The sequence below is a fragment of the Clostridium aceticum genome (assembly GCF_001042715.1).
Lineage (GTDB): Bacteria > Bacillota > Clostridia > Peptostreptococcales > Natronincolaceae > Andreesenella > Andreesenella acetica.
Genome location: NZ_CP009687.1, coordinates 1280828 through 1294208, shown reverse-complemented (window position 1 = coordinate 1294208; position 13381 = coordinate 1280828). Strand labels below are relative to the sequence as shown.

Annotated in this window: 14 protein-coding genes; 10 read left to right on the top strand and 4 right to left on the bottom strand. The window is 35.2% G+C overall.

What is annotated here, in order from left to right:
* The first annotated feature begins 30 nt into the window (after positions 1-30).
* Entirely contained in the window at positions 31-1230 is a 1200-nt protein-coding gene (locus CACET_RS05985) for a Ger(x)C family spore germination protein (RefSeq protein ID WP_044825380.1), read from the top strand.
* 251 nt (positions 1231-1481) lie between these two features.
* Complete coding sequence (locus CACET_RS05980) at positions 1482-2657, top strand: iron-containing alcohol dehydrogenase (RefSeq protein WP_044825381.1); 1176 nt, start codon at positions 1482-1484, stop codon at positions 2655-2657.
* Between the two features lie 74 nt (positions 2658-2731).
* On the opposite strand, the gene CACET_RS05975 is transcribed toward CACET_RS05980, so the two are convergent.
* Positions 2732-4429: a GMC family oxidoreductase N-terminal domain-containing protein gene (locus tag CACET_RS05975; RefSeq protein ID WP_201774954.1), complete on the bottom strand. Its 1698-nt coding sequence runs from the start codon at positions 4427-4429 to the stop codon at positions 2732-2734.
* A gap of 21 nt (positions 4430-4450) precedes the next feature.
* A complete protein-coding gene (locus tag CACET_RS05970; RefSeq protein WP_044825382.1) occupies positions 4451-5086 on the bottom strand; it encodes a hypothetical protein in 636 nt (211 codons plus the stop codon).
* Positions 5087-5218: 132 nt separating this feature from the next.
* Between CACET_RS05970 and CACET_RS05965 the strand changes: the two genes are divergently transcribed.
* The 8 genes from CACET_RS05965 to CACET_RS05930 all read left to right on the top strand — a co-directional run bounded on the left by CACET_RS05965 (position 5219) and on the right by CACET_RS05930 (position 10449).
* Positions 5219-5674: a CBO0543 family protein gene (locus CACET_RS05965; protein WP_052661490.1), complete on the top strand. Its 456-nt coding sequence runs from the start codon at positions 5219-5221 to the stop codon at positions 5672-5674.
* 96 nt (positions 5675-5770) lie between these two features.
* Entirely contained in the window at positions 5771-5983 is a 213-nt protein-coding gene (locus CACET_RS05960; RefSeq protein ID WP_044825383.1) for a hypothetical protein, read from the top strand.
* Complete coding sequence (locus CACET_RS05955) at positions 5983-6297, top strand: spore coat protein (protein ID WP_044825384.1); 315 nt, start codon at positions 5983-5985, stop codon at positions 6295-6297. The genes CACET_RS05960 and CACET_RS05955 overlap by 1 nt, the downstream gene beginning before the upstream one ends.
* A gap of 204 nt (positions 6298-6501) precedes the next feature.
* Positions 6502-6879 carry a GntR family transcriptional regulator gene (locus tag CACET_RS05950; protein ID WP_044825385.1) on the top strand — a complete coding sequence of 126 codons (378 nt, stop codon included), beginning with the start codon at positions 6502-6504 and terminating at the stop codon, positions 6877-6879.
* A 2-nt stretch (positions 6880-6881) separates the two neighbouring features.
* Positions 6882-7748 carry an ABC transporter ATP-binding protein gene (locus CACET_RS05945; RefSeq protein WP_044825386.1) on the top strand — a complete coding sequence of 289 codons (867 nt, stop codon included), beginning with the start codon at positions 6882-6884 and terminating at the stop codon, positions 7746-7748.
* The gene (locus tag CACET_RS05940; RefSeq protein ID WP_044825387.1) at positions 7741-8409 is read left to right on the top strand and encodes an ABC-2 transporter permease; all 669 of its coding nucleotides are present in this window, start codon (positions 7741-7743) and stop codon (positions 8407-8409) included. The genes CACET_RS05945 and CACET_RS05940 overlap by 8 nt, the downstream gene beginning before the upstream one ends.
* 37 nt (positions 8410-8446) lie before the next feature.
* Positions 8447-9181: an ABC transporter ATP-binding protein gene (locus CACET_RS05935; RefSeq protein ID WP_278287092.1), complete on the top strand. Its 735-nt coding sequence runs from the start codon at positions 8447-8449 to the stop codon at positions 9179-9181.
* Positions 9178-10449 (top strand): ABC transporter permease, encoded by a 1272-nt coding sequence (locus CACET_RS05930; protein ID WP_044825389.1) that lies wholly within the window; start codon positions 9178-9180, stop codon positions 10447-10449. Before CACET_RS05935 ends, CACET_RS05930 begins: the two co-directional genes overlap by 4 nt.
* 152 nt (positions 10450-10601) lie before the next feature.
* On the opposite strand, the gene CACET_RS05925 is transcribed toward CACET_RS05930, so the two are convergent.
* Together CACET_RS05925 and CACET_RS05920 are read right to left on the bottom strand one after the other, a co-directional pair.
* Positions 10602-12584 carry an FtsX-like permease family protein gene (locus CACET_RS05925; protein ID WP_044825390.1) on the bottom strand — a complete coding sequence of 661 codons (1983 nt, stop codon included), beginning with the start codon at positions 12582-12584 and terminating at the stop codon, positions 10602-10604.
* On the bottom strand, positions 12581-13339 hold the full coding sequence (locus tag CACET_RS05920) for an ABC transporter ATP-binding protein (protein ID WP_044825391.1): 759 nt from the start codon (positions 13337-13339) through the stop codon (positions 12581-12583). The genes CACET_RS05925 and CACET_RS05920 overlap by 4 nt, the downstream gene beginning before the upstream one ends.
* Between the last annotated feature and the right edge of the window lie 42 nt (positions 13340-13381).

The following is a 13381-nucleotide window of genomic DNA, read 5'->3' as shown; positions in this document are numbered from 1 at the left end:
AAAAAACAAAAGAACTGAAAGGGTTTAATTATGAAGAAAAAACATACTTTTTTAGCACTGCTTATATTCTTTCTACTCATCTTACAAGGTTGCTGGGATTATATAGAATATGAAAATATGATACAGCTCGCCACTTTGGGGATTGATTATAATAAAGATTCCAATGAAATTACAGTAACAATTCAATATATTCCTATAACAAAACAAGACAGCAATGAAGAAGCCTCCCAAGGTTCTTCGACACAAAACGGTGTTATCTATTCAATTACAGATAACACAATATTTGGTGCTTTATCAAAACTTAGAGATAGAACTTCTAAGTATTTATTTTGGGGTTATTTAAAAGTCATTGTTGTTGGTGAAGAAGCAGCAAAGCATATTATGGTGGATTTAATAGAGTTCTTCAACCGCACACCAGCTATACGAGATACTACCTATCTTGTCATCGCATCAGGCAAAGCTGAGGACACAATCAATACCTTTGACGTTAATCACCCAATACCCTCCAGTGAACAAATCTATAATTCAATTGTTCTCTCCAAGGACACAGGTGTCATCTTCCCTGTTTCAATCCAAGATTTTACAGCGATGCTGGCTGTCCCTGGAATACAAGCTACAGCACCACGTATCATTACAGTCGATCCCAAACTACAGTTGGAGAAAAACGAAGCAGCTCAAAGACCCTCAAATCTTGCTGTTTTTAAAAAAGGTGAATTTGTAGGATGGCTTAATGAAAAAGAAAGTTTTGGATTTTCGTGGATCACAGGAAAGGATACCCGTGCTTACAAAGTATCCGAAGAATCAAATACCACTGATCTACAGGATATACTCTATTACCATATAGATAGATCAAACAGCAAAGTAAGTGCTGAAATAGACAATGGCAAACCAGTTATCAATATTGCAGTAAAAGTAAATGCTGAATTAAGAAAGTATTATAGTAGCAAAGGTTCCAATATATTGCTGCCTGAAGACATCAATATCATGGAAATGAAACTTTCCGAAAGCATACATTCAGATATCGAAGCTGCGTTAAAAAAGAGTCAAAAAGAGCTTCAATCAGATATATTTGGATTTGGTTTTGCCTTTTATAGAAAGCATACAAGATTATGGCAAACTGAACTTGAGGATCAATGGGAGGATGTTTTCCCTGACATTGATGTAAATGTCAAAGTAGATGCAAAAGTAGAAAATACTGATCAAAATATAAGAAGCTTAATAATAAAATAATCAACGCCTCCAGCTAAGGCTAAACATCGGGGAAGCAGAGGTATTAAGATGACAACATTCCTTTGGATAGGATATTTATTTATAGTAGATACTATAGATAAACAACATCAGGACTTAATTTTGATATACTAAGGGCTACATTTGTAGCCCACGGTTTTGGGGAGAAACCGTAGACCCTGTATATCAAAATTAAAGTTTGAACTTGCTTATCTATATATTTTATACACCTTTTATAGTAGGAGGAATATAGCATGGCAGAAAATACCCACAATTTTTATATGCCTAAAACTAATCTCGTTGGCGTTGGTGCTATTAAGGATCTTCCGGATGAGATAAAGCATTTAAAGATTAAAAAAACATTAATTGTTACTGACAAAAACATGATATCTTTAGGCTATGTTGAAATGATCGAAAGAATCTTGAAATCCTTATTTATTTCCTATGACATATTTGATGGGGTACTTCATTCTAACCCAACGGTGTCCTTCGTTGAAGATGGATTAAAATACTTTCCAAATAAGCTGAATGTACTTGCAAGAGACTACGATTTTCTAATATCCATTGGTGGTGGAACAAATCATGATTGTGCAAAAGCCATAGCCACCGTAGCTACCAACGGTGGTTCCATCACTGATTATGAAGGTTGGAAGAAGGTCACCAAGCCTATGATTCCTTTGATCTGTATTAATACTACTTCAGGGTCTGGTGCTGAGGTGACAATGTTTACTGTAATAACCGACAATTCCAGAAAAGTAAAAATGCTGATGGGTTCACCGAATATGATGCCCATTATGTCGGTGAATGATCCTATGTTCATGGCATCCATGCCTAAAGAATTAACGGCGGGGGTGGGATTTGACGTTATAACCCAGGCAATTGAATCATTTTTATGTACTGAAGCTTCTCCTATAACCGATGGTCTGGCTCTCCATGCTTTAAAAATTGCTATTGAATACCTACCTAGAGCCTATGAGAATGGGAACGATTTAGAAGCAAGGGAGAAGATGATGTTTGCCAGTATGATGACAGGAATGACCTTAAATAATTCCGGCTTGGGATATGCTCATTCCTTGGCCCATCAATTAGGCGGTTTTTATAATGAATATCATGGAAACTACGATGCCGTTTTATTGCCGTTTGTACTAGAGTATAATGCTGTATCTATACCAGATGAAAGAATAATAAAGATCGCTGAAGCTATGAATATTACAGCAGATAAAAAATCTCAAGCTCTTGATAAAATTATAGCTTCCCTATTAAAGATGCGGTATGATTTTAAAATGCCCAATGGATTAGCGGAAATGGGTGTTCAAGAAAAGGATATCCAGCAAATGTCCCAAAATGCACTAAAAGATCTAACAGCTTTAGTAAATCCAAGACAGGGTACAGTTGAAGATATCATAGATCTGTTTAAAGCAGCAATGTAGAATAATTTAGTATGCAATAATACCCAACCTCTACTTTTATAATAGGTAGAGGTTATTTTATGTGGAAGCATCTTTTAGCTAAAATACTTCTTGACTATTTTTTCTGCCGTACGAGTGGCTAAAGCTTGGGTTGTAAGTGTAGGATTTGATCCCCCTAAGCAGTTGTAGTGTGCGCTATTATCCGCTACAAATAGCCTTTTTACTTGATAGGCTTCACAATCAGTATCTATAACATATCCCATACGCATTGTGCTTTCGATATGAGCAAGTAAATTAGATAGGGCATCGGAACGCAGAATTTTTTTAGCTCCTGCTTTCTTTAACATATCAGCAGCAATGACAGCCAGCCTATCCCTCTTTTCTTTATCTTTTTTACTTGGTTGGTACTTAATTATAGGTATATGACCATATTCATCCTTTAAGATAGGATCAAGTGTAACTCCATTATTTTGATTTACTTCATCATCAGTAAGAATTAATACACTTAAGGTTCTTGGATATTCCAGCATATATTCTTTAAGTTCTGCACCTACTACTCTGCCTCTAACATCCCAAGGCTCATCTGGGTAAGGTTTACGCAAAAAGTTGTAGTCTCTGCTTAAAGCATACAGCAATGCAGCACTTAATCCTGGACTAAGACCAACTCCCTGAATTACGCCAAGCCCAGGATAAACAAATCTTGCTGCTGAAGTTTGTCCAACATAAGGTTCTACACTAGGGACACCTAATATTTTCAACAAAACCTTCTCATCAAATATTCCAGAAATAGTATCATACCAATGATTGGTCAGCCCCTTTCCCACCCACGGATTATCAGGTAGCTTTGAGTTCATCCAAAGTCGAGGTGTTTCTATACTGCCTGCTGCCATGACTACTGCTTTTGCCTTGAATTCAGAGATTTCCCCTGTCCATGTATTTTTACACCGGACGCCAATCGCCTTAAGACCTTTTTTATCGCTTTCTGTCAATATTTTAGTGACGAAGGTATTTGGTTGAATTTCCACATTTCCAGTTTTAAGAGCAAGGGGAATATAACTCACCATGGTTGAACGTTTCGCTACTTTTTCGATTGTTGGCCCAACATGACAGCCATTAATACAATGACCGCTAAGGGTACAACCTAGGTTCTTGCCGTCAAACTTATAATTTAGATCGTTTATATTTGGGTCTGGTGGTAATATGGCATTTTGTTGGGGCTGATAACCAGGACTAGTTATATTAAGGGTTTTTAAAAGTGACCAACCAGCTTTTCTAGCACCATAAAAAAACAGTTCTTCCTTAGTTGTCATTGGTGCAATCGAAACAGGAAGGGTAGCTTCAACTTTTTCGTAATATGGCATCAATTCACGATAAGAAATAGGCCAGACTTTATCCACTGCAATGGGTAAAGCTCTGGGGGAATTGGCAAAGTAATGGAGTGTCGTTCCCCCAACCCCAGAATTCTGCCAAGAAAAACCCCCTTGAGGAATGTTTCGAAACCAAGGAGGTTTACTTCTATCAGCAGGACCCCAACGAAATTTTCCTGATATAGTGTTATTCATGTCATCTTCATAATCGGTAAAATGCTTTTCCAGAATCTCATGACTTAAGTTATCTGGATTTGAATCACTTATAGCACCTTGTTCCCGATTTGGATGAGGCCATTTTTTATGTCCATACCAGGGTCCAGCCTCAAGCAACAACACTTTTATTCCTGTTTCCCCAAGTTCTTTGGCAACAACAGGACCTCCTCCACCTGCTCCGATAACTATAACGTCTATTTCATGCATCATTTGCACCCTTCCTATTTTAGATTACTCAAGTAAATAACCCCGAAGGGCACGATAGCCCTTAGATGGACCAGGATAACCCACCTCTTTCCAAGTTGCAGGAAATTCTTGTATTATACGATTCTCTGCTGTTTCCAATTTTGTTGAGTCATATGCACACCATTCAGAATAGTGTCCAAAGGTACTCAACAGGGTTAGTACAGTTGTGATAGCAAGTACAACGCCAGAATTATTCCAAAAAGGAATGGGCAAACTTTCAAGATTTAACCGAAGCTCCTCCAAGAGAGAAATAGCACGGAAACGGTCACTTGGAGCAAGGGCTGCAAAAACACCTTTTTCCTGTATTATATCGGGGGTTACAGGCTTTTTATTTTCTCCCTTATCAATTAGCTGTTTTGCAGCTATATTAAGCATTTCAGCAGTTACATTAGCCATTGGAATATTCACATTTTTCTTAAAAATCGTTAGTGATAGAAGATGATCCAGCACCCAGATTAGAAATTCTTCAGTATGTAAATCCAGTCCCCCACTGGATTCTTCATGGGTCCTGGGAAAAATCGCATCCACGAATGCTTTGAAAGTTTCTTGTGTTTGCGGCAAACTTAGTTCTTTATTTTTTTTGAGATGTACTATATCAAAAAGTAGTTGAAAAGAATTCAATTTATCACACCTTTTCTACCTATCTAAATATATCCATCAAACGAATAAACTTAATAAATATTTTCTCAAAAAAATCTTAAAATAATACCCTTAATTATGGAGAAACTATGAATAGACTTAGGAGGCATATAAATGATGAAAATTTGGATTTCTGTAATATTCTTAGTACTTCCATGGATAATATGGCTCATTTTGCGTAAAAAAGAAAGTACTGGACGACTTTTGCTGGCAGGTCTTTTTATAGCTTCTATAAAAATTTTTTTCGATTCCATGGGAGTTCTTTTTAGATTATGGCATTATAATTTGCCTCCCTCCCATCACCATCATACTTTTTATATACCTTGGGGGTTTAGCATTATTCCAGTTACAACAATGTTGTTGATTCAATTCAAACCTAAACTCTCTCCTTACTTAAAAGCAGTATTTTTTTCCCTATTTGTTGTTTTTGTAGTAGAACCCTTGTTTCATTGGTTTGATATTTTTGAACCTCTTCGCTGGGAGTATTATTTAGGTTTGCCCTTTTTCTTTACATATTATTTGTTAGCCTATAAGGTCAGTAAAATAGATACTTTCGCTGATCTGTCATAAAGTGTTTGTTTATTGTAATGAATCCATAATATACCTCTATAACTTTCTTTCTTCTGGATAATAATATTTATTAAGAATCATTAGGAGGGATAAGCAATGCGCCAAATAACAACATCAGAAATGTTAGATTTAACATCGTTACTTTCAATGGAGACAGTTAGCCTTGCGGATGCTAAGGCTGTTAGAGAATTGGTTCAGGATACTGAGTTGAAAAATCTATTAGATTCATTTATCCAAATCAGCGAAGGCAAAATAAAAAGTATGCAACAATTTATTAATGAAAACAATATCATCAAGGGGGTGCACTGATGGGCTTAATATTAAGGAACTTGATGGGGATGACAGATATAAAACTAAATGATCAGATAATTGCCTTAAGCACAGATCTAGCTATGAAAAGTGCAGCAAATACTTATCTAGCAGCAAACTTACGTGCCACTACCCCTGAAGTAAGACAGTTTATTGCTGGTTTATTAACCCAGAAGGTCACTGCCCATGACTCATTAACAGCCCTTATCTTAAAGAAAGATTGGGCACAACCCTATATTAGTCCAACAGAACAAATGTCTCATGCTAATCAACAATCAAGCTGGGTTTTAAATCAAGAACAGCAACATAAGTAACACCTAATCTTTACGGAAGAATCAAATCACTCCTTAGTGAAAATATGCATATGTACTAAACAAAAGAAATTAAGACCTCCTGATGGGTTTTAGTTTCTTTTTTTATTCATTTACTTTTGTTAAAAATTTTTTCATAAATAACTTGACAAGCCTCCGTATATACTGTATATATAATATATATACAGTATATACGGAGGGGATCCAATGAAAATAATTATCTCCAATGCATCCCAAGAACCTATTTATGAACAAATTCTTAATCAAGTAAAAGCCATGATTTTGAAGGGGGAAATTCAGGAAGGTGAGCCTCTCCCCTCTATTAGAAATCTAGCTAAAAACCTACAGATCAGTGTTATCACCACAAAAAGAGCCTATGAAGAACTAGAGAAAGAAGGTTTTATTGAAACAGTAGCTGGCAAGGGTTCCTTCGTAGCTCCTCAGAACAAAGAGCTTTTACGAGAAAAAAAGCTTAAAATCATCGAAGAGAAACTAATAGCAGTTGTGAAAGAAAGTAGGTTTTTAGGTCTTGAGGAAGAAGAGTTACAGTCTATGCTGGCGATACTATATAGGGAGGTTGAGTAGTAATGGAAAATATTTTAGAAGTGAAGAATTTGTGCAAAAGTTATGATGGATTTTCCTTAAAAGGAATAAACTTTTCTCTAGAGCCTGGATATATTATGGGGTTTATAGGACCTAATGGTGCAGGTAAGAGCACCACTATTAAAGCTATTATGAATCTGATAAAGACGGATGCAGGAAAAATTGAAATCTTTGGCAAAGATCATCTCAAGTACGAAAAGGAAATTAAAGAAAAAATAGGTTTTGTCTATGACGAGAATTATTTTTATGAGGAACTTACCTTAAATGAGATGAAAAAAATCATTGCTCCTTTTTATAAAAATTGGAATGAAACTATTTTTGAAAAATATATGAAACAATTTAATTTATCTTTAAAATTGAAAGTAAAAGAATTATCTAAAGGAATGAAGATGAAGTATTCTTTAGCACTGGCTTTATCTCACGATGCTGAGCTTATCATTATGGATGAGCCTACTTCTGGTTTGGACCCTATTGTCAGAAGCGAGCTACTGGATATGCTCTATGAGGTTATTCAGGATGAAAGAAAAAGCATTCTATTTTCTACACATATTACAAAAGATTTAGATAAAATTGCGGATTATATCACCTTTATCAACGATGGAAAACTAGTCTTTAGTCAAGCAAAGGACGAAATCATCGAATCCTATCAAATTATTAAAGGAGATACAAGTGCCTTAACAGAGAATATTATAAACCAGTTTATCGGATTAAAACAGCATAACTTCGGATTTGAGGCCTTAGTAAAGAAAGAAGTAATTAAAAAAAGTGTTTTAAAAGATTCTGTTATTTACGAAATACCGACATTAGAGGATATCATGGTTTACACAGTAAGGGGGAAAATCAATGTTTAGTTTAATTTTCAAAGAAGCAATTATACAAAAAAAATCTTTTTTATTTGCAATATTATATGGCATGTTTATTTTCTTTGTCTTTGGCAGAGGCGGGGGAGGCTTAGCACCTACGGCTTATATTATGGGGATAGTGGCAACTACTTATATTTTTATTCAAACGGGATGTGCTAATGATGATAAAAATAAAACAGAGATCATATTCAATAGTCTCCCTATCAGTAGAAGAGAAATTGTCACTGCAAAGTATATTTCCGCTATCCTATTTTCTATCATTAATCTTTTTATGATGATGCTACTAGGAAGTATTTTATCTAGACTGCTTTTAGGGAAAATTCACATGATTACCTACGGCGATATCATTATGGGACTTTTTAGTACATGGTTACTGATAGCCTTCTATCTCCCTTTTTACTTCAAATTTGGTTATATTAAAACCAAGTACTTTAATATGTTTATCTTTTTTCTATTTTTCTTCGGTCCCAGTAGTTTAATACCTTTGATTGTAGGTAATCCTCATCATCCTATAGCAAAGATGATGATAAGTTTAGCACCAGGTCACTCAGCTATGCTTTTAGGAAGCTTATTTTTAGCAATAGCAGCTATCATTACTTTCATCTCAATAAACATTTCCTTTTTAATTTACAGAAAACGGGAATTATAGATAGTGGGTAGTTAATAAAACAAACGGAGGTGAGATGATGAATTTGCTGGAATTGAAGTCAGTATCCGCTGGATATGATAGTGAAGTTATTCTTAAACAGGTTTCCTTTAATGTACAAAATGAAGAAATTGTTGGTTTAATTGGCCCCAACGGTGCTGGAAAAACAACGATCATTAAAAGCATCTTAGGTATTCTACCAATTCTTTCTGGCGAAGTAATCATTGATGGAGTAAGTATAAAGAAATCTTTAAGTCAAATGAATGAAAAAATTGCATATATACCAGAAATCCCCCTACTGTATGATGAGCTTACTTTGCTAGAACACTTAGAGTTTACTGCTATGTCCCATGGGGTGAATCCAGAAGTCTTTGAAGAAAGAAAAAAACAGTTACTAAAAACCTTTTGGCTAGAAGACAAACAGCATCATTTTCCTAATGCTTTTTCCAAAGGTATGCGACAAAAAGTCATGATTATGTGTGCTTTTCTTTATGCACCCTCTATTTATATTGTCGATGAACCCTTCGTGGGGTTAGATCCTAAAGCAATTCGTGCTTTTATTGACATGATTCAACATAAAAAAAACGAGGGGGCAGGTGTTTTGATGTGTACCCATGTTTTAGATACAGCAGAGAAAATTTGTGATCGTTTTATATTATTTAATCAGGGAAAAGTAGTAACCCTTGGAACTTTAGAAGCATTGAGGAAACAAACAAATCTACCTCAGGGAAGCTTGAGTGATATATATGATCAGTTGGTGGAGGATCAAGCATGAATGCTGTTCTAGGTATTTGGAAAAAAAGAATAAAACATTTACTTAAATTGCATTATCGTTTTATTCGCTTTCAGGTGGATTGGGTTATTCTTATCTATACAATACTACTGCTGGGCTTAGCAAGCTATGCTGTTTATCCCTTGGTATTAAGTGGGTTTTTAAAGGAAAATAATACTTTGTGGAAAATCTCCATAGATCTGTTAGTAGTAGTAAGTTTAGTACAGGGTCAACTGAGGGGGTATCTAAAAGAAGCCGATGAAGTGTTTTTTTCTCCATTAAATATTATTGGAAAAGCATTTCTTAAATATTCCCATAGAGCTAGTATGTTGCTTTATACAGGGGTATGGACACTTTTTTGGAGTTTTGGGTATTTATTTTATAGATACCATTATTCTATGGATAGAAAAATCTATATAGCTGTATGGCTTTGTGGCACCTTATTTAAGCTGAGCCTAATGAACTTTAAATTTATTGTAGAAAACCAACGAGGAAAATGGAAAAGAAGAATAGTACAACAGATGCTTTCTGGATTTTCTATTTTTCTTCTAGGCTATTCAATATCTAAACATTCTCTAGAAACGCTGAATTTACCTCTACTCATCACTTTATTTATCTTGTTGTTGATACTATTTATCCTGTCCCTTATTATAAAAGATAAAGTTTCTATTGATTGGCAGAGGTTAATTAGTAAAGATGTCAACACAAGGGTGCAGCATTTACAGTTTTTTTTAGGAGAAAGTTCTAGAGAGAAGAAAAACACCAGAAAAAAAACCTTCTCTTTTCTTAGTGGTAGAAAACAAATCCCCTTTACTAAGAAAGGATCTCTACTACTTCTCTACTTTAGGGTCCTGCAAAGGGGACAAGGAAATCTGTCTTTACTGATAAAAATTATGACAGCTATTTTTGCAGGAGAATATCTATCTCGTAGATATTTGTGGGTAACAGATATGGAGGATATAAAAAAAGTCAGTGCTATAGGTATTGTATTTACTGCCTATATTCTTGGAGACTTTTTATTATCCTTGTGGCTTCGTTTAAGAGAAGATATTTGGCTTAAAATTTATCCCTTTAGTTTTCAGGATAAAGTGTTTGCAATGAAATTGGGCTCCATCATAGCATTAAGTATTTGTTTGCTTGTGCAAACTGCATTCATTATTTTTCTTACAGGTGCCTTTCTACACCCACTTCTAGACTTGCTGGGAGCAGTAATTTTAGCAATTTTCATTATTCATCTACAAATTAAATTGCTTTCTATAAAAATAAAATAAGCTATAATTCAGGGGGCGTTTTTATTCCTCTGAATTATAGCTGCATTTACTTCCAGTATATAGTGTTTGATCTCTATACAAGCAAATATTTTAGTAAAGAAGTGTAAAATATAGTATTTATCTTTGTTGTCCTAAGACTTTAATGCAATTTTCTATCGGAGGATTTTGCTATACTGCCCCTTTGTAATAAAATAGAATATGCCGTATACAATGCCATAAGCACCATACATCACAGCAGAAAAGGCAAGCACGGCAAGGTAAGAATTGTCCACCGCTATCATATTAGAAAACACCATAGTATCTGCCGCCTTCATAGCAAATATACTGTGGAGAATCCCCAGTAAAAGAGGTATCAAAAAAACCGGCAGCAATCTCTTAGCAATTACCCTTTTCTCAGTTTCACTATCCATACCGATCTTCCTAAGCATTTTATACTGATGACGTTCCTCTTCTGCCGCCATGACCTGTTTAAAATATAAAAGACTTGCCGTCATCAACATAAATACCCCACTCATAAAGAAACCAATAAAGCATACTAGCCCGAAGATCTCCAGTGATTCCACATAATGATGGTAGGCGATCCTATAGCTTCCTACCCTTCCCCTTAAAAGTTCTCCTAATGCACCATGAAAATCATGGTTTTGCAGAGGATCTATATATCTAAAAACACTTACCTGATCATAGGGTTCGCCGCTTTCTTTCCTATTTGTAATATCCCCTTGTTGGAGGAGTGCTGCAAATTCATTATCATTTAAGACAATAATATGCATTGCCCCAAAGGATAATGTGCTGGAATTTAATACAGCGTTAATCTTTACTTCTCTATCAGAAAAAGTCAAATTTTCTCCAAGAACTGCTTTTTCAATGATTTTACTGCTATTGGATACAGTATTAAAAGCCTGTATATATACTGCTTCACCGGGATTGATTTGAAGTACCTTTAATTGGCTTCTTGACAAAGAAATTAGTTTGTTATAAACGGATTCAGAATACACTCGAAAATAATCATTCTCACTTGAAAGATACGCTCGTCCCTCTATCATAATGGTTTGCATCTGAGGAACTGCCTGATATCTTTCGGTAGTATAACTTTCTATACCAGCAATATTATATCTTTCAAAGGCATCATAAACCTCCTTCAGCAGTTCTTCCTGCCCCCCATAAAAATACATGTCATAGCCAACCATATCATAGGTGTTTTTTTCTATGTTTCGATAAAGAGTAAATCCAGTTGCAATGGCAGTGGTGGCTACTGCCGATAAGACAGCGATGGTAGCCATAACAGAGGCTATAGACTTCATCCTATGAGAAAAAGCTGATGTTGCTATCAAGTTCACGCCTTTATAATAATTGTTCTTATCACTTTTTACCAGATGCAATACCTTTGGCAGACCCCCCCAAAAGAAAAGATAAGTTCCTACAATAACAAGAATTAGAATAGGTATCGCCGCCATTACCACCCTTTGTGGATTACTACTAGAGGCTAGATAATACCCAGCGCCTATGAATAAAACTGATAAAATCAATAGGGTAATAGATCCCTTTGACTTTCCCTCAGATACCTTCTCTCCTTTAAATAGATCCACCAGTTCAAACCTACAAATTACCCACAGTCCCGATAAACCCATAAGAGAAAATATTGTTAAGAATAATAACACAGTTATATAAATCGCCTTTAAATCCAAACTAAAATTTATATCTCCAGTAAAAGCCGCCAAAGAAATATCCAACAAAACCATTGCCGTTAATTTTGAAAAAAATATTCCCGCCCCAATTCCTATAACAAGAGCTGTAAAACCAACCATCATGGTTTCTATAAAAAGTAATTTACCTATCTTGCTATTTGTCATCCCAAACAAAGCATAAGTTGAAATTTCCTTTTTCCTTGCCTTAATAAAGCTATTATTAGAGCTTATTAAAAAGAACATCACAAACACCATGATGATTACACCGAAACTAGCTAACATCGATTTGTATCTATTATCATGGGTAAAGGCCATGATTACTTGGTGATTCTGCATCAAGGCAAGAAAAGAATAGGCTGTAAAAACACTGAAACTTAGTGAGAAGAAATACATCATATATTTTGAAAAACTTTGCCTTATATTTCGAAGGGCTAATGTGGTAAGTTTCATTTTCCCTCCCCCCCAAGAACACTCATTACTTCTATGATGGCATCAAAAAATTTCTTTTTGCTATCTCCTGCATACAATTCATTGTAGATTTCCCCATCACGAATAAATAAAATCTTTTGGCAATAACTGGCGGCAAATACATCATGGGTCACCATTAAAATAGTTGCTTTGTACTCTTGGTTGATAAAGCTTAAAAGAGTCAGCAGATCTTTGCCTGATTTAGAATCAAGATTGCCGGTAGGTTCATCAGCAAGTATCATCTTAGGATTGGTAATTAAAGCACGACATGCAGCAGCCCGCTGTTGTTGACCTCCAGAAACCTCATAGGGATACTTATCAAGCTCTTCTATAATTCCTAAGTCCTTAGCGAAGCGAAAAAGTTTCTCTTCCATGATATCTGCCTTGCACCCCTTCAAAGCCAAGGGTAATAAAATATTTTCCTTCAACGTCATGGTTTCCAAAAGGTTATAGTCCTGAAAAATAAAACCTATATGATTGATTCTATGGGCAGCCAACTCATTTTTCTTTAGGGTTGCAATATCCTTTCCATTCATCATGTATCTACCACTTGTGGGTTTATCAATACTTCCTAAAATATTTAGAAGGGTGGTTTTTCCCGATCCAGATGCTCCCATCACCCCTATAAATTCCCCTTCACTTACTTCAAAGCTAATATTTTTAAGTGCAGTGTATTGCTTAAAACTTTTTTTGCTTCCGTATACTTTACTAATGTTTTCTACTTTTAATATTTCCATTGCTCTTCCCTCCATATAATTATTCTTAAGATAATTATATTT

Coding starts and splice junctions, on each gene's coding strand:
- CACET_RS05985 (WP_044825380.1), top strand. CDS start 31: ATGAAGAAAAAACATACTTTTTTAGCACTGCTTATATTCTTTCTACTC.
- CACET_RS05980 (WP_044825381.1), top strand. CDS start 1,482: ATGGCAGAAAATACCCACAATTTTTATATGCCTAAAACTAATCTCGTT.
- CACET_RS05975 (WP_201774954.1), bottom strand. CDS start 4,429: ATGATGCATGAAATAGACGTTATAGTTATCGGAGCAGGTGGAGGAGGT.
- CACET_RS05965 (WP_052661490.1), top strand. CDS start 5,219: ATGATGAAAATTTGGATTTCTGTAATATTCTTAGTACTTCCATGGATA.
- CACET_RS05960 (WP_044825383.1), top strand. CDS start 5,771: ATGCGCCAAATAACAACATCAGAAATGTTAGATTTAACATCGTTACTT.
- CACET_RS05955 (WP_044825384.1), top strand. CDS start 5,983: ATGGGCTTAATATTAAGGAACTTGATGGGGATGACAGATATAAAACTA.
- CACET_RS05950 (WP_044825385.1), top strand. CDS start 6,502: ATGAAAATAATTATCTCCAATGCATCCCAAGAACCTATTTATGAACAA.
- CACET_RS05945 (WP_044825386.1), top strand. CDS start 6,882: ATGGAAAATATTTTAGAAGTGAAGAATTTGTGCAAAAGTTATGATGGA.
- CACET_RS05940 (WP_044825387.1), top strand. CDS start 7,741: ATGTTTAGTTTAATTTTCAAAGAAGCAATTATACAAAAAAAATCTTTT.
- CACET_RS05935 (WP_278287092.1), top strand. CDS start 8,447: ATGAATTTGCTGGAATTGAAGTCAGTATCCGCTGGATATGATAGTGAA.
- CACET_RS05930 (WP_044825389.1), top strand. CDS start 9,178: ATGAATGCTGTTCTAGGTATTTGGAAAAAAAGAATAAAACATTTACTT.
- CACET_RS05925 (WP_044825390.1), bottom strand. CDS start 12,584: ATGAAACTTACCACATTAGCCCTTCGAAATATAAGGCAAAGTTTTTCA.
- CACET_RS05920 (WP_044825391.1), bottom strand. CDS start 13,339: ATGGAAATATTAAAAGTAGAAAACATTAGTAAAGTATACGGAAGCAAA.